The following is a 21962-nucleotide window of genomic DNA, read 5'->3' on the forward strand; positions in this document are numbered from 1 at the left end:
CAAAGCTCCAGTTCAGTTCCTGTGTAAATTCTTTCGTTTGTTGCGTTAATTCACGTTAAGGATACTTCGGCAACTGTAAAACAGAGACTTTTTCTACCGTAGTTTATTTTTTCGTTTTTCAATACTTTATTTTTTTGCTATTTGCCCGGAAAATAAGCCATATTTTTGAAAATTGCACACAATACTTGACAACATTAGTATAAAATGTTATCTTTTAAACAGAAAATGATCATGAAAAGAATATACGATGGGCTACTGTAACGTGAATTAACGCAACAAAGGGGATAGGCTTCTGCATATCCCCTTTTTACGTCATCGTGCATTTCGTTCCTTTATCTATCACCATAGCACTCTGCTTACTTTTTCGCAAGGCTTCCGTCTGTATTTTAATCGTGCTTACAGACAAAACCCGCATGAGCGTATCATTTCGGCATCCTGCTCCGCCGTTGTTCCCGCCGTGGTAAGCATGTCGCCCGTGATCGCCGCATTGACGCCTGCGCCAAGCAAAGTCTTTCCCCTGTCCCTCAAATGTGCCCTGCCGCCGGCAAGCCTGATCTGTGCATCCGGCATCAGGAAACGAAACACCGCAGCGGTACGCGCCGCCTCTGCCTCATGTAAAACCGGCCTGCTGCTCAGCGGCGTTCCATCGATAGGCTCGAGTATATTGATGGGTATGGAACGTATGCCGAGCGTTCTCAGGTCAAGTACCATATCGATACGGTCCTCCATCGTTTCTCCCATACCAATGATCCCTCCGCTGCATACGGCAAGTCCGGCTTCCTGTGCCGCGCGGATCACCGCAAGCTTATCATCATAGGAATGCGTAGTGCAAATTTTCGGAAAATATCTGCGGGAGGTCTCGAGATTATTATGATAGCGCGATACGCCCGCCTGTTTGAGCATATTGAATTGCGCCCGGGTCAGCAGGCCATGAGATGCGCATACTTTCAGACCGCATTCTTCTCCAATACGCCGATAGATGCCGCACAGCCGCTCCACCTCACTGTCTGTCAGCCGCTTGCCGGAGGTAACGACAGAAAAACGCCGCACACCGCTCGCTTTGCATTTCTGCGCAGCGGCGAGAATACTCTGTTCATCCAATAACTCATAAAACGTTGCTCCGGTCCTATAGTGTGCAGACTGCGCACAGAATTTACAGTTTTCGGAGCACCTGCCGCTTTTCCCGTTTATGATGGCGCATAAATCGAAATCGTCGCCGCATGCTTCCTTTCGAAGACTATCTGCGGCGGCGCACAGTATGCCGAGCTCTTGTTCCGCTAAAAAAAGCGCTTCGGTCTTTGAGATGGCTTGCCCCTGTTCCGCCTTGCGATACAGCAGTTCTATCCTTTCCATCACGCGGCCGCCCCTCTTCTTTTCAACACGGGCAGCAGACGTTTTGCAATCCATGATGCAAGCAGACAGCGCAGTATGTCTGCCGGCAGAAAGACGATCACACAGGACCACAGCACTTCCCACATTCCCATCTGTGTTGAAAGAGCATAATTCATGATAAAATAGAAATACAAGGTCCCAATGATATAGACAGGGACCATGCCGAGCATACCGGAAAGAAACAGGCTGCCCACTCCCGGCCGTTCCAGCCTGCGCGCACGCGCTCCTGCAACATAAGCACATACGGCAAAGCCCGCCAGATATCCGAACGTTGGCTGAAGAACATACATGATACCGCCGCCGGCCGTAAAGACCGGGAATCCTACTAAGCCGACTGCAATATAGATCAGCATGGAAATACAGCCATATTTCGGGCCGAGCAGAAAGCCCGCAAGCAATACAAAAAAGCCTTGGAACGTGATCGGTACGTAGGGGATCGGTATCTTGATGAATGCGCCGATCGCAATCAGCGCGGCAAACAAGGCGCACAGGATCATATTCCGTGTCGCGATTCGTCTTTTTTCCATCGTTTTCTCCATTTTCGGCCTCCATTCTTTTGTGCTTTATCAGAATAACATATTCCGTTTTAATTGTAAACTATAAAAAAATATAAGTTTACATATTGCACAGAAATAATACCTCTTATCTTCCTCCATAGATTACTCCTCCTTTCCCGCTTCCTTTCGCAAATGAAGCTTCAAAATCGCCAAACGCGCGGCCGGCTGGGCTATACATAGTTCTACAAATAGAGATATGGCAAAATTGCGCGGCCATTTATAGAAAAACAGCCGAATTGGTTCTAATGTGATAGACCGTGTTCCTATCCGTGATCCAATTATGGTTAATAAAATCGACATCAGCAAAACCGTACACAAGGTATTCACTACAATCTGTGCACGAAAGCTGTCTTTTTTAGAAACGATCATCAGGGTCAATTTTTCAGCAGGCACATAGGTCAGCAATACAGCTGCTATAACGCTCATCCAGATAAAAGGCAGTACAGTTAAAGCGTCTTGCCAAACAGACAGATAAAACCCCGCTTCAGGGCAGGTAATCAAGGGCGCTATCATATTTACAGATAGAATCGAAACGATTCCTATAAATATAGCAAATTCCTTTTTGCTGCGCGGCAATTTCATATAAAATTCCATTTTTTCCTCCTGAAAACAGAAAAGCGTAAAACCAAAACAAATTGATTTTACGCTGAACCATTATACGCGTTTTCTATTGTTTGAATTGTATCACAAAAAACGACATTCTGCAATAAACGATAAATTTAATTTTATGCTCAATGGCCCAGCCGTATATATGAAACAGCAACAGCATGACTAAAACGCCGCTGCCGGAAAGGAGGCTGTTCAAAATGTGTAAATATAGTTATCCTGCTGTTTTTAAAAAGGAACATACTCTTTATATCGGTCATTTCCCAGATCTTGACTGCCCTATCGCATTCGGCCATTCATTTGAGGACGCCTATGAAATGGCGGAAGAGGAGCTTCTTCTGTTATTGTATGATAGAGAAGCCGGCCATAAAAGCATTCCCCATCCTACGCCTGCCGGGAAGATAGCAGAGGAACAGGGAAATATCGTCCTTGTCATCATGATCGACACGCAAACGGTTTCCGGTCCATAAAAAAATTCCATAGAGCGGCATGGGATTTCAAAAGCCGGCGACACCCAATCGGCGTCCAAGGAGTATCTCTATTGCCATTTTTTCCTATCCGCTGAAGGAAGCGCCGCACTTATATTCAGCTTGTTCAATGCTATATCTTATTTTCTTTGTTTACGGATATATTTCTTTATTGTTGCTTACATCTATCATGCGTATGTATTGCCAGTACCTATAATGAATATATGAACACGTTTCGTTTCACATGGAAAGGGCCAAATCCTGTTCCGTACAGAATTCAGCCCTTTCAGATAGTTTAATATTTTGTTTAGATCGAAAGCCGCGCTTCCGTTCAGTCCAGCTTTTTTATATTTCCATCAGCATATCGCCGAGGTCAGACAGGCTGTCCGACGCCTTGTGGTAAACCTTCATCATCTTGTCATAATACGCCATATTTTCCGGGATCGGCGCAACGTCTTCTTCAATTTTATGCAGCTCGTCGATCCGGTCGAAATCAGACCATATTCCCGTTCCGACCGCAGCACAGGCTGCCGCGCCAAGCGCTGCCGCCTGCTCGTCGATATTAGACTTCAGCACATGCATCTTATAAATGTCTGCATAAATCTGCCGCCACAATGCGCTTTTGCTTCCGCCGCCTACCAAAAGCATCTCATCTGCGATATCCGTCAGCTCGCGCAGCTTATCGAGGCAGGCGCGCAGCCCCATCGAAATCCCCTCCATCGAGGCACGTATGACATCCGCGCGCGTGTGAATAAGGTCAAGCCCCATGAAAGCGCCGCGCAGGTTATAGCTCTTATCCATCGGCATACCGCCGCCGAGGCTCGGATTAAACAGCAGCTTGTTGGAACCGACCGGAGATTTTGCCGCTTCCTGCGTCATAAGGTCATAAACATCCCCGCCGTTTCTTTCCGCCTCTTCCACAAATTCCCGGCACATTTGATCGCGCATCCAACGGAAGCAGGTTCCGCCTGCCGTCAGGCACAGTGCGGAAGCAAAATAACCGGGAACCACGTGCGTAAATACATACGGCCTCGAATTTGCCTCCAAAAGCGGTTTCTGGGAAGATACCGCGATCCACGAGGAGGAACCGAGGGAGTTATATACCCGTCCTTCCTTAAACGCCTTTGCGCCAAGTGCCATACAGGAATTATCCACGCCGCCCGAAACGACCTTCACATTCGTCGTAAGGCCAAGCTCTTCCGCCGCTTCCTGAGTGATTTGTCCGATCACGTCGGTGGATGCCACGACCTCCGGAAAAATCTCGGCAGGCAGGCCCATCGCTTCGATCAGCTCGGACGAATATTCCCATTTTTCAAGATCCCATACACCGCTTCCCGACGCATAGGACGGGTCTGTGCACAGGCGGCCTGTAAGCTTATAGTTGATATAATCTTTCGTGCCGATCACTTTTCCAATATTATTGTAGATATCCGGCTCGTTGTCTTTATACCAGAGAATTTTAAATGCCGAATAAAATGCCGGGGTAAATCCGTTCCCCGTCGTCATATACCATTTTTCTTCGCTGTAATGCTCGAACACATCGGCAACCTGCTTCGTCGCACGGCCGTCTGACCAGATCGGCGTATATTCGCGCAGGAGCGAACCGTCTTTCCCGATCGGCACGGCGCCGAGGCTGTGTCCTGAAATGCCGCAGCATGCGATGTCACTCTTGTCTACCTTTGTTTTCTCGAGAAGGAGGCGTGTACTTTTTACGATCGCGTCCCACCAATCCTCCGGCTTCTGTTCATGCCATCCGTGCGCCGGATAGGTCGTATTATACGGCATAAACGCCGCCGCAATGCAGTTGCCTTCGCTGTCATAAAGAGACGCCTTGTTTCCGCCTGTTCCAAGGTCCCATGCAATGATTTTTTGTTCCATTTCCCCTGCTCCTTTGTCTTTTATTCCGCTTTTAGCAGTTCATCTTCTTCCAGTAAAGCGTTCAGCTCGTTATTCGCCGCCGTGAGTGCGGCGTACGCCTCTGCTTTTCCCGTTACGGCATCATAAACCGCCTTTCCTAAAATATCCTCAAACATTTGTTCCGACAGGCAGATTCCGTCTGCACGGAGAGGCAGCTCTCTCATGCGTCCAAAGCCGCTCGCTTCCACCGTCCGGTGCAGCCACGGATAAACATTCGCCACCTCGAGGTTTTCCATCGCTGTCCGTCTCGGTGCAAAACCGCCGAGTATCGTGCTCAGGACCGATATTTCCCGGTCTGTCGCCCAGCGGATAAACTCCAGCGCGGCTTTTTTCTTCCTGCTGTACGCATTGACCGCGAGGGCCCATCCGCCGTCTACGCTTACCTTGTGCGGCATGTAGTCAAAGCCAATTTTCCCGTTTACTTTTGATTTGCTCCACTCCGTTACGGTAGACATGTTATCCGTAAACAGCGTGATCATCGCGGCTTTCCCGCTGCGGAATTCCGCCGCCTGCTCTCCCCACCAGTTGTCGCACGATTCCGCTGATGCATAGCGGAAGCTTTCCCGGTAATTTTCCAACGCTTCCACCGCTTGTTTACTGTTCAGCGTGAACCGCGTTCCGTCATGTACTTCTCCGCCGAACGACCATAGCCGCGGCAAGTATTCACATACGCCGCCGGATGACATCCGGCTTCCAAGCGTCGTTCCGAATTCCGTCGGGGAATCCGGATTGTATTTTCTTGTAAAAAACTTTGCGATCCGGTTAAATTCTTCCCATGTACGCGGGACCCGCAGTTCCTTTTTATACTGCTCATAAAACATCCGCTGCATCCGTATATCCGCAAAACAGTCCTTCCGATAGAAAAGCAGCTGCGTACAGAATGTGAATGGAATTGCGTAAACAGAGCCCTGCCGTATAGAATATTTCTCAAATATACTGGGCAGCATATCATCGTAATATACGGGATCCTCCGCGATATAGCCGTCTAAATTTTCTACGACCCCTTTCTGCGCAAATTCCGCGAGCCACGGGATATCGACGTCAAAGACGTCATAACGGTCTTTATACCATTCGTCACGAATCGCCTGATACATGTTCGTCTGCGCTTTCGCGTCGATTTCGAGCCGGAAGCCCGTCCTTTTTTCAAAGCCGGATTTCATCGTTTCCATCGCATAGCGCGCCCGGTCTATCGTCAGCAGGACCCGCAGCGTTTTTCCCGGTTCAGTTACCTTGATCTCCTGCTTCGGCGCAAGCTCCTTGAGCGGCTTCGACTTTAATTTCAGGAAAACAGTATCTGCCGGGAAATCTGTTCCCTGCTCGATATAATCGAACAGCATCGCTGCGGCGATTTCTGTCAGCTTAGCATAGGGATGCGGTACATATATGACGCCATCCCGCGCGGTAAGAGTCCACGACGTCGGCATATTCGCCACAATAAGCGGCCGTTTTTCCTTTGGGATATTCAAAATTTCGCAGGCCTTCAGCACCGCGTCCATTGCCTGAGAGCAAATCACCAATATGGCCTGCGGCGGTTTCCCCGAGGCTGTCAGCCTGATCGCTTCTTTCAGCAGGCCTTCGCGGTCGTAACTCGAAACCGCGCACAGATGCTGCCGAACGGTCATCTTATGGTCCCTGTGTGCCTCCACATATCCATTGAATGTCTGTTCCTCCAGTGTATACTGGATCGGACTCAGTAAGATGCCGATATCCCGATATCCCGCTTCGATCAGCTGGGAGACCGTGCCCCTCGCCTGTTCCTGTGCATCGAGGCCGACATAGTGCCTCTGTTCGTCGTCAGGCTGGCGCTGGAGAAAAACGATCTTAAGCCCGCTCTGTGCAAGCCTGCGAAACAACCCGGTATTCTTTGGTTGGCAGGTACTGAGCATCACGCCGTCCACATTATGCATCAGAGACATATTGAGCAGCCGCGTCTCCAGCTCCGCATCCTCGTTGGTGATATGCAGATTGGTCACATACCCTCTTTCTGCAAACAGCCCGGATAGATTCGTATAAATTTGGGCCATAGCCGCAGCAACGATGTTGGGCAAAATGACATCGATTTGCATTGATTTACTCAGTTTCAAGCTGCGCGCGATCGCGTTTGGCTCATAGGCAAGCTCTTTCATTGCCTTTTCCACGCGCTTTACTTTATCGAGACTGACTCCTTTTGCCCCATTTATAATGTTGGAAACCGTGCCATGCGATACGCCCGCCAATTTCGCAACATCCTTCATCGTGGCCATTCTTCCGCTTCGCCTGCCTTATCCTGCCTATATTAGGCTTAATATCCTGTTCCAAGCTCTCCTTCATCGCTCAGGAAAAGCTCTCCCTTTTTCTCACGCTCCACCGCTTCCTCCAGAATCGCTTTGGAAGAGCGTGTGCCGATGCGTACAGTTCCCGTCGAAAGGACCGCGAGCGCCGCATCCAGTGTTTTTACGCCGCCGGCAGCCTTTACTTTCATGCCGTCCGCATGCTCCACCATGATCTTCAAATCATGGATCGTCGCGCCGCCGCCGGCATATCCAGTCGATGTTTTTGAGAAATCCGCGCCGCCGGCCTTTGCCAGCTCGCTTGCCTTAATGATTTGGTCATCGTTCAAATAGTAGTTTTCAAAAATCACTTTGAGCAATGCGCCGCCGTCATGTGCCGCTTTCGCGACCTGTTTGATCTCGTCCAGCACATAATCGTATTCCCCGGACAGAAATCTTCCGATGTTCATGACCATATCTACTTCCACAGCCCCCTTTGCGACTGCGTCTTTTGTCTCAAATACTTTTGTCTCTGTCGTGCACGTGCCATGCGGGAAACCGATGACCGTCGTCGGCAGCACCTTTGTTCCTTTCAGTTCTTCAACAACGATAGGGAGATCAGAAGGACGCACACATACGGAAACACATTTATATTCTTTCGCGAGATCGCAGCCCTCTTTCAGTTCCTTGACCGTAATGTCCGGGCGCAGGAGAGAATGGTCGAGTGCATCCGCTATTTCCTGTACGGTGATTTTTTTCTTTTCCATAATACTTTTCTCCTTCTATTATATATAATATTAATTTTGAAGCTCATCTGAAACAATATAATGTATGCGGGCAGTCCGGGGAACGGCAGCTCCGTTCCCCAAAGCGCCCTGTTAAGAGGAAAATGAAATTAAATTATTGGTTTCTGATCGATTCTATAATGCTGACCGCAGACTTCATCCCGATCCCGAAGCGTTCCGCGCCTGCGTCATAGAAAGCTTTCAGCGCATCAAAATCGCGCACGCCTCCGGCCACTTTGATCTTAACGCGGTCTCCTACTATCTGCTTCATGATCTCCACATGGCGCACTTCCGTCGGCTTCGCGGAATAACCCGTGCCCGTTTTTACATACTGCGCGCCCGACTCCGCTACGATCTCGCTGCCTGTTTTGATCTCGTCGTCCGTAAGATAGGTCACTTCAAGGATCACCTTGACCGGATAACCGTCTGCAGCCTCGATGACCGCCGCGATATCATCCTTTACATAATCGAGCCTGTTCGATTTTAGTTTGGATACACTGATTACCATATCAAACTCGGTACAGCCGAGCTTTTTCATTTCCTTTACCTGAAACACCTTATCCTGCGTAAGATCCGTTCCGGTCGGAAAGCCGACCGGAGCGCCCATGATCACTTTTGTATCCGCTCCAAGCTGTTCTTTTAAATAGGAGATATTGCACGGCATGACAAACGCCGCAATAAAACCATATTCGTTTGCCGCTTTGGCCAGTTTCCTTACATCCTCTTCCGTCGTTGGTACGGAGAGCGCACTGATATCGACGATCTTAGGCAGGGTTTTAAAGGTGAGCTGATCGTTCATAATGATCTCCTCTCTGTTATTGGATCGTATAGCCGCCGTCGATCACCAGATTTTCTCCGTTGATCAAGCTTGCCGCATCGCTGGCAAGGAATACGGCGCAGGCCGCAACCTCTTCCGGATAACCAAACCGGCGCGCAGGTATCTTCTTTTTAAAGACTTCGCCCACTTCTCCTTCCCATGCCGCTTCGCCCATCGGCGTCAGGATCACAGTCGGTGAGATCGCGTTTACATTAATATTGTATTGCGCCCACTCATAACACAAAAGCTTTGTCATATAAATCACGCCTGCTTTTGCTACACCATAGGCAATATGCTTATCAAGCGCGATAATGCCTGCCTGCGACGCCATATTGATGATTTTTCCGCCGCCGTTTTCGATCATCGTGCGTCCTACGATCTGGTTTAACATAAACATGCCCTTGAGGTTTACGTTCATCGTAAGGTCCCACATCTCTTCCGTCATATCGACCGCTTTTTCAATCAGGCCCACACCCGCGCAGTTCACAAGAATATCGATCTTTCCAAAACGCGCGATTGCCGCATCCACAACGCCCTGCCGGTCGCTTCCTTTTGTAATGTCGCCCGCATAGCCAAGATATTCGCGTCCGAGTCCTTCCACGTACTGCTTCAGTTCTTCCGAGTCCGTACGGTCGAATACGATGATATCCGCGCCCTTGCGCGCATACATTTTGGCTATCTCAAAGCCGATCCCGCTTGCAGCTCCGGTAATGACCGCCCGTTTCCCCGCAAGGTCAAAATTTTCGTTGAATTCCCTGTGTGCCATCTGTTATCCTCCTTATCTGTCCCAGCCTCTACCGCCGCAGACTTGCCTGCGGTCAGGCTATCCTATGCAGCATAAAAACAGATCATAAGCCTGCCTTGCTTTCTGTTTCTATTAAGCGGTCCGGTCCTCTTTTTTGCTATTTGCCGCTGAATCAAGCGTATAGGACATGATTTTCACCTGATCTGCTTCACCATGCCCGAGGATTCCTCTGAGTTCTCCATGATGCATGACCATGATCCTGTCGCACATAGACAGCACTTCCGGCATTTCCGACGAAAGCAGGATAACAGACACACCCTGCTTTGCAAGGTCATCAATGATACGGTATATCTCCGATTTTGCCCCGATATCGATACCATGCGTGGGCTCATCCATAAACAGGATCTTCGGCCCGTTCATCAGCCAGCGCGCAACGATCGTTTTCTGCTGATTCCCGCCGGACAGATTATTGACGCATTGCTGCAAAGAAGGTGTTTTTACTCTCAGCTTATCGACATATTCGTCGGCTATCCCTTTTACCTTATTTTTATTCAGAATCCCAAGCTTATTTTTGAGCCGCTTCAAATAGACCATCGTCATGTTGTCCTCCACGGACATCTTGAGGAACAGCCCCTGTATTTTCCGGCCCTCCGGGATCAGCGCCATACCATTTTCGATTGCATCTTCCGTGTTTTTGATGTTCACTTCCTTGCCGTTCAGTTTGATCGTGCCCTCTTTTTTCTGATGCGCGCCGAAAATCGTCTCCAACAGCTCAGAACGTCCCGCGCCTACAAGGCCGGTGAGCCCAAGCACTTCTCCTTCGTACAGCTTAAAGGAAACGTCTTTCACGCGGCCGCGCACATCGGAGAGATGTTCCACCTCAAGGACAGGTGTGCGCGTTTCATAACCGGTCATAAAGTCGCGGTGCGCGGACTGGTCAAACTCACGGCCGACCATGAGATTGATCATCGTCTGTTCGTCCATATCCTTCCGTTCACGCGTTTCAATGTGCTTCCCGTCGCGCAGGACCGTGATCTTGTCCGCGATCTCCATGATCTCCTCCAGTTTGTGGGAGATATACAGGATCGCAACGCCGCTTTTGCGTAAATTATCTACGATTTTCAGCAGGAACTTGATCTCTCCTTCCGTAAGCGACGCCGTCGGTTCGTCCATAATCAGCATTTTGGAGCGGAAAGACATCGCCTTTACGATCTCGAGAAGCTGCTGTTCCGATACGCTCAAATTTTTGACGACCACGCTCGGGTCGATATAGTCGATCCCCAATTCATCGAGGAATGCCTGCGTATCCCGGTACATCTTCGCTTTGTCGATGAGCAGCCCTTTTTTGGGCATACGTCCAACATATACGTTTTCCGCAGCCGTCATGTGAGGAGCAAGCGACAGCTCCTGATGGATCATCGCGATCCCTGCCAGCTGCGCTTCCTTCGGTTCCCGAAAGTGAACCGGTTTCCCTTCAAATTCCACAGTTCCTTCGTCCGCCGGGTAAACGCCGGACAGTATATTCATCAGCGTGGACTTGCCCGCGCCGTTTTCCCCCACGATCGCGTGCACTTCACCGCTGTAGATATCAAAGCTTACGTTGTCAAGAGCTCTAACACCCGGGAAGATCTTAGATATGCCGTTTAATTTGCAAATCAGCTCTTTGCTCATAATTTCATAACCTCCGTTTTGAAAGGATGGGGCTGCGCTCAGCGCAGCCCATATCCTTGTACTCGCTGTGTCTCGATTCTTAGAAGAATTCCGGGAACAGCTCTTTTACGTTATCCGGCGTAGCCATAACGCCTTCATACCAGTTTACTTCTTCGGCCGGGTCGATTCCCGCTACAAGCTTGTTGTATGCGTCGATGACCGGCTGATAGCCCTGATTGAACGGATCCTGGTCGATGCAGCCCTTGATCGTTCCGTCTGCAATATACGGAGCAGTCTCTTCAAGGACGTCGTGGCATACCAGCATCACCTGATCCTGCAGGCCCATGTCTACCAGTGCTTTCGCAGCGCCGGAGGGGCCGCCTGCGGTTACATACAGGCCTTTGAGGTCCGGGTTCGCCATCAGGATATTCTGCGTCTGCGTATATGCTTCTTCCGCTTTGTCGTTGTTTTCTACTTCCGCCACGCACTCAAGCTTATCGTTCGCGTCGAGAATGCTGTGCGCGCCCTGACGGCGTTCTTCATGCCCGAGAACCGTGAAGTCTCCTGTGATGATGGCATATTTGCCTTCGCCGCCCATCAGCTCTTCCAGAAGTTTCGCGCATTCTTCACCGCCGTATGTACCGCTCTGGCCATAATAAGCCTGACGTTTGGAATCCGGACCCGGCTCCGTGTTGAACACATATACCAGAATTCCTGCGTCAACAGCTTTGTCCACAACGGGCTGCATCGCTTCGGACAATCCGAAGAAGCAAATTGCATTGTACCCGGAAGCGATGCAGTTTTCGATCGTTGCCGTCCATTTCTGCGGATCAAAGTCTTCGACCGCCAGAACGTCTACCGTGCAGTTTTTGTCAGCGAGTACCGCCTTCGCGTATTCCTGACCTACACGCACAGCCGCACCCCACGGGTTGTTCTGTACGCAGATCGTAGCGATCTTGATCGGTTCTTCCGCGTTCTGCACAACGGGCAGAGACAGCAGTTTTTTGCCTGCCGGCACTGCTTCCGCAAGGTCTGCTTCAGCCATAAATTCCGCTTCTCCGTCAGCCGGAGCTTCCGCCGATTCTTCAGCGGCCGGTTCGGACGCTTCAGCCGAAGCTTCCGTGGACGCCTCAGTCGAGGCTTCCGTGCTCGGTTCCGCAGCGGGTGCGGAGCAGCCAACCAGCATCGCTACACAGAGAATCACTGCAACGAGGGTTACTAAGGTCTTCTTTAACATAATCTTTCCTCCCAGATTTTTTATTATTCAACCGGTTTTCCGGTTTGAATACACGTTCAGGAGCGCTTTCCGCTTAACGGGCCGCGCGTTTTTTGCGCACGCTGTCGATCGCGACCGCACCGATGATAATGAGGCCCAGAATGACTGTCTGCCAATAGCCGGATACCGCGAGCTGTGTAAACATATTCTTCAGAATGCCCATGAGCGCTGCGCCGACGACTACGCCGAGGATATTCCCTTCACCACCGGACATCGAAATCCCGCCGATCACGGCTGCTGCGATAACATCAAGTTCGTACCCCTTACCAAAGGACGGGTCTGCGCTGTTCATCTGCCCAACAAGAAGCAGGGCGCATACGCCAGCGAGGAAGCCTTCGATGACATATACGAGCGTCAATATCTTGTCTACCTTGATACCGGACAATTTCGCCGCCGGAGCACTGTTGCCCACTGCGTAAATATTTCGGCCGGTCATTGTATTGTTCGCGAAGATAAAACCGATGATGACGATCGCCGCCATTACGATAACAGTGACCGGTACCGGTCCGATGTAACCGCCGCCGAATACGGAGATCCACGTCGGCTCATACCGGATCGGCGAACCATTTGTAATCAGCAGCGCCACACCCTCGCCTACGCTCATCATACCTAAGGTAGCGATGAACGGCGGAAGGCCGACCTTGGAAACGAGCAGGCCGTTCGCAAGACCGAATGCAGTACCCATACCGAGGATCAGCAGCAATACGACGATACCGGGAAGTGCATAATCGGTCGCACGGGCGAAATAGGTTCCAAACGCCGCCGATGCCGCGATGACCGACCCAACGGAAAGGTCGATGCCTGTCGTGATGATGATAAGGCCCATACCGACCGCAAGGATCGCATTCAGCGAGAATTGCCGGATAATAACAAAGATATTCGTCGTTGTCGGGAATGTCGCCGGCCGCACGATACACATGATCACGAATAATGCGATCAGGGCAACAAGGGCCGTCATTTCCGGCTTTGCCATTAACTTTCCAAACGTTCCGCTTCTTTTTGCGGTGAGTTCTGTTCCAGTCTGATTACTCATAATTTTCCTCCCTATAATGATAATGCCATGGCGTTTCCGCCTAAATATTTCATATACGGCACTGCCGTATCATGAACCGCAACCACTTTTACGCCTTACCAACAGGTATATGCGCCGTCGATCGGTATCGCTGTTCCTGTCGTAAAGGTAGAGGCATCACTGGCAAGATACAGGACCGCGCCCTGCAGCTCGTCCGGCGTTCCCGGCCGTTTCATCGGTGACATCGCCATCCATTTATCCACCCATTCTCCGCCGTCTTCGAAAAACTTTTTCGTCATATCGGTCTGCATATAGCCGGGGCAGATCGCGTTCACGCGGATATTGTAGGGCGCCCATTCGCACGCCAGACTTTTGGTCAGCTGAATCACGCCCGCCTTAGACGCGTTATAGGAAGCCTGCGGCTGAGGCGTATTGACGACGAGCCCGGACATAGAGGATGTATTGATGATATTCCCGTAGCCCTGTTTGATCATTGCCCGCCCAGCGGCCTGTGCACCGAAAAAGACGCCGTTCAGGTTGATATTGATCACCGCCAGCCATTCCTCCGGCTTCACATCTTCCGCAGGGATATGCTTCACGATCCCCGCATTATTGATCATAACGTCTATCTTTCCGAATACAGCTGCCGTATGCTCGACCACTTTTTGATTATCTTCCGGAGAAGTCACATCGCATTTCACCGCTTCGGCCTTGACTCCATAGTTCTTTGCGATCTCCCTTGCTGTCTCCGCGGCAAGGTCAGTATTGATCTCTGCGATCACAATATCGGACCCCGCGGACGCAAGCGCCTCCGCCATTGCCTTGCCAAGCCCCTGCGCCGCACCCGTGACAACACTGGCTTTTCCTTTCATCGAGAATCTGTCCATTACATCCATCTTGAAAGCCTCCGGATTTTTTCAGAAGTTCCGCTGCGTATGGAAGGTTAAAAATATACACTTTATTTTCCGTGTCCGGTCAGACGCGAAAAATAAAAAAAGGCAATAAAAAACGCAGGCATTGCCTGCGATTCTCCATTGTCGCTACTCCAAGATGGGGTTGGTCAAAATTGTGTACGTAATAATCCAGTTGTCACTGCAAACAAGATGTTGGAATCTTCCTTTTTCAAATATCTTTATGCAGTTCGTTCGTGCTCTTGATATAAAATATATAAAAAATTTAAATGCTTCTTCAATCCCGCCGCGAATCTCAGTTCCCTTTTGGAACGTTCCATTCACTTTGTTGGGCTTATTCTATCACAAACATTTTTTAAAAGCAACACCTTTTTTCAAAAAATCAATTTTGGGGAAACGCCTAAAAAAATATTTGACAATTTGCATTTCGTCTTGGTAGAATGAGATAAATTTTTGTTCTAAATTATCATTTTTTTGTGAAAATGTTGGTTTTATCCGTTAAACCTGCATGAAACTCTTGTCACAAAAAACAAAGGAGTGTAAGAATATGACCGAACAAAGAGTAGCAATCATAACCGGCGGAACACGCGGCATGGGAAAAAGCATGAGTATCGCCCTCGCGCAGCGCGGCGACATCGTGATCGCGGTTTATCGTTCGAACGAACAAGCCGCGCTCAAGGTACGGGATGAACTGCAGGCTTTCTCTCCCCAATCAGATATCCTTCAGGGCGACGTCGGCAAAAAAGCCGACGTAGACAGGATCGTAAAGACAGTGGGCGAGCGCTTTGGGCGTATCGATATCCTGATCAATAACGCAGGGATCTTCGGCTTCGCTTTTCTCGAAGATATGACGGAGGACGATCTCGACCGTTACATGAGCATCAACTTTAAAAGCCAATTCCTGATGACACAGGCTGTTCTGCCTTACATGAAAAAGAACCATTACGGGCGCATCGTGAATGCGTCTTCTATTTCCGGTACCCTTGCGGACGTAGGTCTTATAGGCTACGGATGCAGTAAAGCCGCCGTCAATATGTTCACCAAAATCATGTCGGGCGAGCTTGCGCCTTACGGTATCACAGTAAACGCTTACGCGCCGGGTATCATCCATACCGATATGACAGACGGCATGATCCGTGAACGCGGCGATGAGCAGGTAAAGCAGATCGCCCTCAAGCGTTTCGGCACGGGCGAAGAAGCCGCCGCTCTCGTCGCGTTCCTGTCTTCTCCGGAGGCTGGTTATGTGACCGGCGAGATCATCGGGGTAGACGGCGGATTCTTCAAAGTGCAAAATCCGTATCGTGCGCATGAATATGCGGAAATGGGAAAATAGCCTTTCCTTTTTCCTGCTTACAATGTGCCGCAGGCTTGGTTTTCGGATAAAAAGCGCTCTTTTTCGCCGGCGTTTTCTCTTTATTTGTGCTTTTTCGGCTGCAAATAATGCTCGGGCGTAGCATTGTCAAAGATGCGTTTCAAATACTCTCCCGTATAGCTGCCCGGCGTTTCCGCGACCTCTTTCGGCGTGCCTGCCGCGACTACTGTTCCGCCCTTATCGCCCCCGTCCGGGCCCATATCGATGATATAATCCGCGCTTTTGATGACGTCGAGATTATGCTCGATGACCACTACGGTATTGCCCTTATCCGCAAGGCGGTTCAGTACCTTAACAAGGCGTTTTACATCGTCCATGTGCAGGCCCGTCGTGGGTTCGTCGAGAATAAAGAGCGTATTCCCGGTCTGCTTTTTGGCGAGATGCGTGGCGAGCTTTACGCGCTGCGCTTCCCCGCCCGAAAGCGTTGTGGACGGCTGCCCTAGCTTGATGTAGGAAAGGCCTACGTCCATCAGCACCTTGAGCTTGCTCTCGATGCGCGGGATATTCTCGAAGAAATGATAGGCTTCTTCCACCGTCATATCCAGCACTTCAAAGATATTTTTCCCTTTATAGCGCACCTCGAGCGTTTCCCTGTTATAGCGCTGCCCTTTACACACCTCGCAGGGCACATACACATCCGGCAGGAAATGCATCTCGATCTTGATGATGCCGTCTCCCCGGCACGCCTCGCAGCGGCCGCCCTTGACATTGAAGGAAAAACGGCCTTTTTGGTAGCCGCGCGCTTTGGCGTCCTGCGTCATGGCAAAAATATCACGTATCATATCGAACAGGCCCGTATAGGTCGCCGGATTCGAGCGCGGCGTCCTGCCGATGGGCGACTGGTCGATATCGACGATCTTATCCACATATTCGAGGCCGTCGATGCGGTCGTGCCTGCCCGGCCTGTCTTTTGAGTGATAAAATTTCTGCATCGCCGCTTTTTTGAGGATATGGTTCACGAGCGACGATTTTCCGCTGCCCGAAACGCCCGTCACCGCCGTGATAACGCCAGTTGGGAAAGAAACGTCTATATTCTGCAGATTGTTCTCCCGCGCGCCTCGCACCGTGATCCACTGCTTAGGCTCGCGCAGCTTCGCCGGGATGCGGATCAGCTTTTTGCCGGAAAGATATTGCCCCGTAATGCTTTTTTTATTGGCCATGATCTGTTTCGGAGTTCCCTCTGCAACGACTTCTCCGCCGTGCGCGCCCGCTCCCGGTCCGATATCTACGATATAATCGGCATTCAGCATCGTTTCCTCGTCATGTTCCACCACGATGAGCGTATTTCCGAGGTCACGCAGGCCCTTCAGCGTCGCAAGGAGCTTATCGTTATCCTTTTGATGCAGGCCGATGCTCGGCTCATCGAGGATATACAGCACGCCCATCAGCCCGCTCCCGATCTGCGTCGCAAGGCGAATGCGCTGGGCTTCCCCGCCCGAAAGCGTACCCGCCGCGCGCGAAAGCGTGAGGTAATCGAGCCCCACGTTGATTAGGAAGTCGAACCGGGCGTTGAGCTCCTTTAGGACGCGCTCCGCGATCATTTTTTGCTTGCTGCTGAGCTGGACCGTATTTACATACTCCCGCGCCGCGCGAATCGACATATCCGACAGCTCCGCAATATTTTTATCGCCGATCTTTACGGCGAGCGTTTCCGGCTTATAGCGCTGCCCATGGCATACGGGGCACGGCGTTTCCACCATATAGCTTTCAATCTCGCCCTTCATATATTCGGACGTCGTCTCCGCATACCGCCGCTCCAGATTAGGAATGATGCCCTCAAATGCGGCATTATAATAGCCTGCTCCGCCCATGCCGTCATATTCCACGCGCAGCTTTTCGCCGTCTGTGCCATAGAGCAGGGCGTGTTTTACTTCTTCGGACAATTCTTCGTAGGGCGTATCCATATCAAAGCCGTAACGCTTCATCATCGCGTCGAGATAATTTTTCGCAATCGTTCCCACTGTTCCAAAATTCCAGCCGGAGGCCTTGACCGCCCCTTCTCGCAGCGTTTTGGTCTTGTCCGGAACGATGAGATCGGGGTCGATCTTCAGCAGCATCCCGAGCCCCGTACATTCCGGGCACGCGCCGAACGGACTGTTGAAAGAGAACATGCGCGGCGTTAACTCCTCGATGCTCACACCGCAGTCCGCACACGCAAAGTTTTCATTCATCAGCGTTTCTTCGCCCGTTGCCATATCGCGGATAACAACGAGCCCGCCCGCCATGCGCAGCGCCGTTTCGATGGAATCCGCCGCACGCTTTGCACTCTCAGGCTTTACGATGATGCGGTCCACCACGGCGGCAATCGAATGCTTTTTCTGTTTTTCCAGCTTGATCTCCTCGTCAAGCTCCCGTGTTTCTCCGTCCACTACGGCACGTACATATCCCTCTTTCGCAAGGTTTTCCAATATTTTTTTATGCTCGCCCTTTTTGGCGCGGATCACAGGGGCGAGTATCATCAGCTTCGTTCCCTCCGGGTTCTTCATGACCTGATCCACCATTTGGTCCACAGTCTGCCGTGAGATCTTTTTTCCGCATTTCGTGCAGTATACATCCCCCGCCCGGGCATAGAGCAATCTTAAATAATCGTGTATCTCCGTTACCGTTCCCACCGTGGAACGCGGATTGCGCGCCGTCGTCTTTTGGTCAATAGAGATCGCGGGGGAAAGCCCCTCGATGAGGTCTACGTCCGGCTTTTCCATCTGCCCTAAAAACTGCCGCGCATACGCGGACAGCGACTCCACATACCTCCGCTGGCCCTCGGCATAGATCGTATCGAACGCGAGCGACGATTTTCCGCTGCCCGAAAGCCCTGTGATGACAATAAATTTGTCGCGCGGAAGCGTGATATCAATGTTTTTCAGATTATGCTCACGTGCGCCTTTGATGCGTAAATAGTCCATTTTTCCTCCAAAATATTCCTTCAAATCTATCGGGCGGATACGCCGGCGCCTTGGCCGCGCTCCGTTTTGCTCTAGATTTATGCGTTATTCTTCAATTCCTCTATCATATCCCGCAGCTTGGCCGCCGCCTCGAATTCAAGCTCTGCCGCCGCCTCTTTCATCTGCTGTGTCAGCAGGTCGATGCGCATTTCCCGTTCTTCCTTCGGCAGCTTCGCGATATCCTCCGGCTCCGCTTTCTGCGAGATGGCCAGCGCCTCGCTCACTTCTTTTGATATCGTCGTCGGCGTGATACCATGCTGCTCATTATATTTTTTCTGGAGCGCGCGGCGGCGTTCTGTTTCCGTTACGGCGGCCTTGATCGACCGCGTGATGGTATCTGCATATAAAATCACGCGCCCCTCCGCGTTCCGCGCAGCGCGGCCGATGGTCTGGATCAGCGAAGTCTCGTTCCGCAGGAACCCCTCTTTGTCGGCGTCAAGTATTGCGACGAGCTCCACCTCCGGGATATCAAGTCCTTCGCGCAGCAGATTGATGCCCACCAAAACATCGAACTCCCCAAGGCGCAGGCCGCGCACGATCTCTATCCGCTCTAATGTGTCGATATCCGAGTGCATATATTTCACGCGGATACCCATTTCCGTATAATACTCTGTCAGGCGCTCCGCAAGCCGTTTGGTGAGCGTCGTCACAAGCACGCGCCGCCCGCGCGCGGCGATATCTCCGATCTCCCCAAGCAGATCGTCAAGCTGTCCTTCCGTTTTGCGTATCTCGATCGCCGGGTCGAGAAGCCCCGTCGGACGGACGATCTGCTCTACTACGCTTCCTCCGGCCCGCTCCCGTTCGTATTCCGCCGGGGTCGCGGAAACGTATACTGCCTGATGCACCCTTTCATTGAATTCTTCAAACCGCAGCGGACGGTTATCGAACGCCGATGGCAGCCGGAAGCCGTAATCTACCAGCATCTGCTTACGCGCACGGTCTCCGTTATACATCGCCCGCACCTGCGGCAGCGTCACATGGGATTCGTCCACGAATAATAAATAGTCATCCGGGAAATAATCCATCAGCGTATAGGGCGGCTGCCCGGGCAACCTCCCGTCGAAATAGCGCGAATAATTCTCGATGCCCGAGCAATAACCCAGCTCTTTGAGCATCTCGATATCATACAGGGTGCGCTGTTGGATGCGTTCCGCTTCAAGCAGCTTGCCCTGCTCCTTGAACAGTTCGACCTGAGCCGCGAGGTCTTTTCTGATATCCGGCAGGTGTGCAAGCACCTTTTCATGGTCCATGGCATAGTGGGATGCCGGGAAAATGATGGTGTATTTCAAAATACTCAACTTTCTGCCGGTAAGCGCGTCGATCTCGGAGAGCTGTTCTATCTCGTCTCCGAAATATTCCACGCGGACAGCTTTCTCGCTCTGCCCGGCCGGAAATATCTCTACGATCTCTCCGCGTACCCGGAACGTCCCGCGCGACATATCCGTATCGTTTCTCGTATAATTGATAGACACCAGCTTTTCAAGAAGCTCCTCCCGCGGATATTCCATTCCCTCCCGCAGGGCGACGGCAAGCTTTCCGTAATCTTCGGGCGCGCCAATCGAATAGATGCACGACACGCTTGCCACAACGATCACATCCCGCCGTTCGAGAAGCGATGAAGTGGCGGAATGGCGCATTTTATCGATCTCATCGTTGATGCTGGCGTCTTTTTCGATATAGAGGTCCCGGCCGGGAATATAGGCCTCCGGCTGATAATAATCGTAGTAGGACACGAAAAATTCCACGGCATTGTTGGGAAAAAATTCTTTGAATTCACTGCATAGCTGCGCCGCCAGCGTTTTATTGTGCGCGAGGATCAGCGCCGGCCGCTGTGTACGCGCGATCACGTTCGCCATCGTGAACGTCTTTCCGCTTCCCGTAACGCCGAGAAGAACCTGCGCCTCTTTCTTTTCTTCGATCCCCCGCACCAATTCGTCGATCGCTTTCGGTTGGTCGCCTGCCGGCGCGTAGCGGGAATGCAGTTCAAAACGCTCCATAGTACCTCCATTGTCTAAAAAACGATTACCCTATATTATACCACATTTTACACTGGAAATACGATTTTTAATCTATATCCTGCAGAGCAAAAAGACGCCGGTACGGCGTCTTTTTGCTCTGCTCATTTTTATTTTTTGTCATAGTAGAGCCGCAGCATTTCCTCCATCAAAATATCACGATCCATCATGAAATAATCCGTGTTCTTCCCGAGCAGAGGATCGTGCAGCGTTTCCCAGTCTTCCGGGCCCGGAAACGTCTCTAATGCGATATCGTCTACGTTCTCTACGCTGTCTATCACGTCTGCCAGCGCAAGTATTTGTTCGAGCTTCAGGTCCGTCTGTATGACCTTGCCGGAAAGCTGTGGAAAAAGCCGCGTCGCCGCCTGCGCAGCGCCCATTTTTTTCACAGAGCCGATAAAGGATTTCATAAACTGCTGTTGATGCCTCTGCCGGTCCATTTCTCCGTCTGCTACGCCCTTGCGGTTTTGGAGATAGAGGCGCGTCGTCTCTTCATTCAAAACGACGGTCTCTCCCTCCTCTCCCACGCCCTTCATATCCTGCTCCAGCGTGACCTCAACGCCGCCCAGTGCTTCTGCAAGCTGAGGAAGATGCTCAAGGTCTATCGACACATAATATTCTACCGGAATATTGAGCTGTCCGCCGCATTCGATCAGCTCCCTGACCGCAAGCATTTGATTTCTTGCGCCTGCCTCGTCTCCGGCTGCGATATAGCCCATTTGATAGGCGTGGCACAGCTTGGTCTCATAGGCTTTTCCCTCTGCCTCGCCCGTTTCTCCGCTTACTTTATAAACGTTCGTGCGGGTATCACGGGGCAGCGAATATAAGGCTACTTTCCCGCTGTCCAGTTCCACGGCACAAAGCATCGTCATATCGCTGCGCTTGCCCTCGTCCGCCCGCTGCTCCGAGCCGTCCCAGTCTATCCCCATGAGCAATACTGTGACCACATTTTGTTTTTTACGGTATTCCGCTCCGTTATACGTCACAGTCTGCGCGCCCAAGCTGTCTCCAAATGCTGGCCTTTCGCCGGTTTCGCCGTTCCCAATGTATTGTGACACAAAGACCGACGCAGGGTCCGCACGCAGCGCCTGCCACACTCCCGCTATTTGACAGGCAAGCAATATTGCAGCGGCAATAAGGCCTGCCAAAGTTCCCAGCAGCACTTTGACCGCTTTTGAATGGCTCATTACCGTTCCCTCCCTGCTTATCGTTTCTCATATTATAGAGCCCCCTTGCATCAAACTTGTAT

At 51.2% G+C, this 21962-nt stretch carries 17 protein-coding genes; 2 read left to right on the top strand and 15 right to left on the bottom strand.

Annotated features, from left to right (window positions below; translation table 11 throughout):
* Positions 1–396: 396 nt before the first annotated feature.
* The 3 genes from bioB to PUP29_RS04375 all read right to left on the bottom strand — a co-directional run bounded on the left by bioB (position 397) and on the right by PUP29_RS04375 (position 2543).
* Positions 397–1353, bottom strand: a complete 957-nt coding sequence (gene bioB / locus PUP29_RS04365) for a biotin synthase BioB (RefSeq protein WP_079547000.1) — start codon at positions 1351–1353, stop codon at positions 397–399.
* Positions 1353–1931, bottom strand: a complete 579-nt coding sequence (locus tag PUP29_RS04370) for a biotin transporter BioY (protein ID WP_079546999.1) — start codon at positions 1929–1931, stop codon at positions 1353–1355. Before PUP29_RS04370 ends, bioB begins: the two co-directional genes overlap by 1 nt.
* A 120-nt stretch (positions 1932–2051) precedes the next feature.
* Entirely contained in the window at positions 2052–2543 is a 492-nt protein-coding gene (locus PUP29_RS04375; protein WP_353423893.1) for a hypothetical protein, read from the bottom strand.
* Between the two features lie 212 nt (positions 2544–2755).
* Here PUP29_RS04375 and PUP29_RS04380 point away from each other — a divergent pair, with 212 nt between their 5' ends.
* Entirely contained in the window at positions 2756–3025 is a 270-nt protein-coding gene (locus tag PUP29_RS04380; protein WP_079546997.1) for a type II toxin-antitoxin system HicB family antitoxin, read from the top strand.
* A gap of 342 nt (positions 3026–3367) precedes the next feature.
* Here the strand turns inward: PUP29_RS04380 and PUP29_RS04385 are convergent, their stop codons facing one another.
* From PUP29_RS04385 to PUP29_RS04425, 9 genes are all read right to left on the bottom strand, one after another.
* Positions 3368–4900, bottom strand: coding sequence for a xylulokinase (locus tag PUP29_RS04385; protein WP_079546996.1), 1533 nt, complete (start codon positions 4898–4900; stop codon positions 3368–3370).
* Between the two features lie 20 nt (positions 4901–4920).
* Positions 4921–7182, bottom strand: a complete 2262-nt coding sequence (locus tag PUP29_RS04390) for an extracellular solute-binding protein (protein ID WP_079546995.1) — start codon at positions 7180–7182, stop codon at positions 4921–4923.
* Positions 7183–7220: 38 nt separating this feature from the next.
* Positions 7221–7955: a deoxyribose-phosphate aldolase gene (gene deoC, locus PUP29_RS04395; RefSeq protein WP_079546994.1), complete on the bottom strand. Its 735-nt coding sequence runs from the start codon at positions 7953–7955 to the stop codon at positions 7221–7223.
* Between the two features lie 133 nt (positions 7956–8088).
* The gene (deoC, locus tag PUP29_RS04400) at positions 8089–8772 is read right to left on the bottom strand and encodes a deoxyribose-phosphate aldolase (RefSeq protein ID WP_079546993.1); all 684 of its coding nucleotides are present in this window, start codon (positions 8770–8772) and stop codon (positions 8089–8091) included.
* A 16-nt stretch (positions 8773–8788) separates the two neighbouring features.
* Positions 8789–9556, bottom strand: coding sequence for a GolD/DthD family dehydrogenase (locus PUP29_RS04405; protein ID WP_079546992.1), 768 nt, complete (start codon positions 9554–9556; stop codon positions 8789–8791).
* 111 nt (positions 9557–9667) lie between these two features.
* Entirely contained in the window at positions 9668–11206 is a 1539-nt protein-coding gene (locus tag PUP29_RS04410; RefSeq protein ID WP_079546991.1) for a sugar ABC transporter ATP-binding protein, read from the bottom strand.
* A 79-nt stretch (positions 11207–11285) separates the two neighbouring features.
* Positions 11286–12422: a sugar ABC transporter substrate-binding protein gene (locus PUP29_RS04415; protein WP_079546990.1), complete on the bottom strand. Its 1137-nt coding sequence runs from the start codon at positions 12420–12422 to the stop codon at positions 11286–11288.
* 73 nt (positions 12423–12495) lie between these two features.
* Positions 12496–13494, bottom strand: coding sequence for an ABC transporter permease (locus PUP29_RS04420; protein ID WP_079546989.1), 999 nt, complete (start codon positions 13492–13494; stop codon positions 12496–12498).
* Positions 13495–13589: 95 nt separating this feature from the next.
* Positions 13590–14369: a glucose 1-dehydrogenase gene (locus PUP29_RS04425; RefSeq protein WP_079546988.1), complete on the bottom strand. Its 780-nt coding sequence runs from the start codon at positions 14367–14369 to the stop codon at positions 13590–13592.
* A 562-nt stretch (positions 14370–14931) separates the two neighbouring features.
* On the opposite strand from PUP29_RS04425, the gene PUP29_RS04430 reads away from it, so the two are divergent.
* The gene (locus PUP29_RS04430; RefSeq protein WP_353423894.1) at positions 14932–15717 is read left to right on the top strand and encodes an SDR family NAD(P)-dependent oxidoreductase; all 786 of its coding nucleotides are present in this window, start codon (positions 14932–14934) and stop codon (positions 15715–15717) included.
* A gap of 80 nt (positions 15718–15797) precedes the next feature.
* Here PUP29_RS04430 and uvrA read toward each other — a convergent pair whose 3' ends face one another.
* From uvrA to PUP29_RS04445, 3 genes are all read right to left on the bottom strand, one after another.
* On the bottom strand, positions 15798–18659 hold the full coding sequence (uvrA, locus tag PUP29_RS04435; protein WP_079546986.1) for an excinuclease ABC subunit UvrA: 2862 nt from the start codon (positions 18657–18659) through the stop codon (positions 15798–15800).
* Positions 18660–18736: 77 nt separating this feature from the next.
* Positions 18737–20695 carry an excinuclease ABC subunit UvrB gene (uvrB, locus tag PUP29_RS04440; RefSeq protein ID WP_079546985.1) on the bottom strand — a complete coding sequence of 653 codons (1959 nt, stop codon included), beginning with the start codon at positions 20693–20695 and terminating at the stop codon, positions 18737–18739.
* 128 nt (positions 20696–20823) lie between these two features.
* Entirely contained in the window at positions 20824–21900 is a 1077-nt protein-coding gene (locus PUP29_RS04445) for an LCP family protein (RefSeq protein ID WP_079546984.1), read from the bottom strand.
* Between the last annotated feature and the right edge of the window lie 62 nt (positions 21901–21962).

Source organism: Christensenella massiliensis (genome assembly GCF_040409835.1).
Classification (GTDB): Bacteria; Bacillota; Clostridia; order Christensenellales; family Christensenellaceae; genus Christensenella; species Christensenella massiliensis.

What these genes read in the sequence shown, in the direction of transcription:
- deoC (WP_079546994.1), bottom strand. Translation starts at nt 7,955, where the DNA reads ATGGAAAAGAAAAAAATCACCGTACAGGAAATAGCGGATGCACTCGAC.
- PUP29_RS04375 (WP_353423893.1), bottom strand. Translation starts at nt 2,543, where the DNA reads ATGGAATTTTATATGAAATTGCCGCGCAGCAAAAAGGAATTTGCTATA.
- PUP29_RS04380 (WP_079546997.1), top strand. Translation starts at nt 2,756, where the DNA reads ATGTGTAAATATAGTTATCCTGCTGTTTTTAAAAAGGAACATACTCTT.
- PUP29_RS04385 (WP_079546996.1), bottom strand. Translation starts at nt 4,900, where the DNA reads ATGGAACAAAAAATCATTGCATGGGACCTTGGAACAGGCGGAAACAAG.
- uvrB (WP_079546985.1), bottom strand. Translation starts at nt 20,695, where the DNA reads ATGGAGCGTTTTGAACTGCATTCCCGCTACGCGCCGGCAGGCGACCAA.
- PUP29_RS04445 (WP_079546984.1), bottom strand. Translation starts at nt 21,900, where the DNA reads ATGAGCCATTCAAAAGCGGTCAAAGTGCTGCTGGGAACTTTGGCAGGC.
- PUP29_RS04410 (WP_079546991.1), bottom strand. Translation starts at nt 11,206, where the DNA reads ATGAGCAAAGAGCTGATTTGCAAATTAAACGGCATATCTAAGATCTTC.
- PUP29_RS04405 (WP_079546992.1), bottom strand. Translation starts at nt 9,556, where the DNA reads ATGGCACACAGGGAATTCAACGAAAATTTTGACCTTGCGGGGAAACGG.
- bioB (WP_079547000.1), bottom strand. Translation starts at nt 1,353, where the DNA reads ATGGAAAGGATAGAACTGCTGTATCGCAAGGCGGAACAGGGGCAAGCC.
- deoC (WP_079546993.1), bottom strand. Translation starts at nt 8,772, where the DNA reads ATGAACGATCAGCTCACCTTTAAAACCCTGCCTAAGATCGTCGATATC.
- PUP29_RS04370 (WP_079546999.1), bottom strand. Translation starts at nt 1,931, where the DNA reads ATGGAGAAAACGATGGAAAAAAGACGAATCGCGACACGGAATATGATC.
- PUP29_RS04415 (WP_079546990.1), bottom strand. Translation starts at nt 12,422, where the DNA reads ATGTTAAAGAAGACCTTAGTAACCCTCGTTGCAGTGATTCTCTGTGTA.
- uvrA (WP_079546986.1), bottom strand. Translation starts at nt 18,659, where the DNA reads ATGGACTATTTACGCATCAAAGGCGCACGTGAGCATAATCTGAAAAAC.
- PUP29_RS04420 (WP_079546989.1), bottom strand. Translation starts at nt 13,494, where the DNA reads ATGAGTAATCAGACTGGAACAGAACTCACCGCAAAAAGAAGCGGAACG.
- PUP29_RS04430 (WP_353423894.1), top strand. Translation starts at nt 14,932, where the DNA reads ATGACCGAACAAAGAGTAGCAATCATAACCGGCGGAACACGCGGCATG.
- PUP29_RS04425 (WP_079546988.1), bottom strand. Translation starts at nt 14,369, where the DNA reads ATGGATGTAATGGACAGATTCTCGATGAAAGGAAAAGCCAGTGTTGTC.
- PUP29_RS04390 (WP_079546995.1), bottom strand. Translation starts at nt 7,182, where the DNA reads ATGGCCACGATGAAGGATGTTGCGAAATTGGCGGGCGTATCGCATGGC.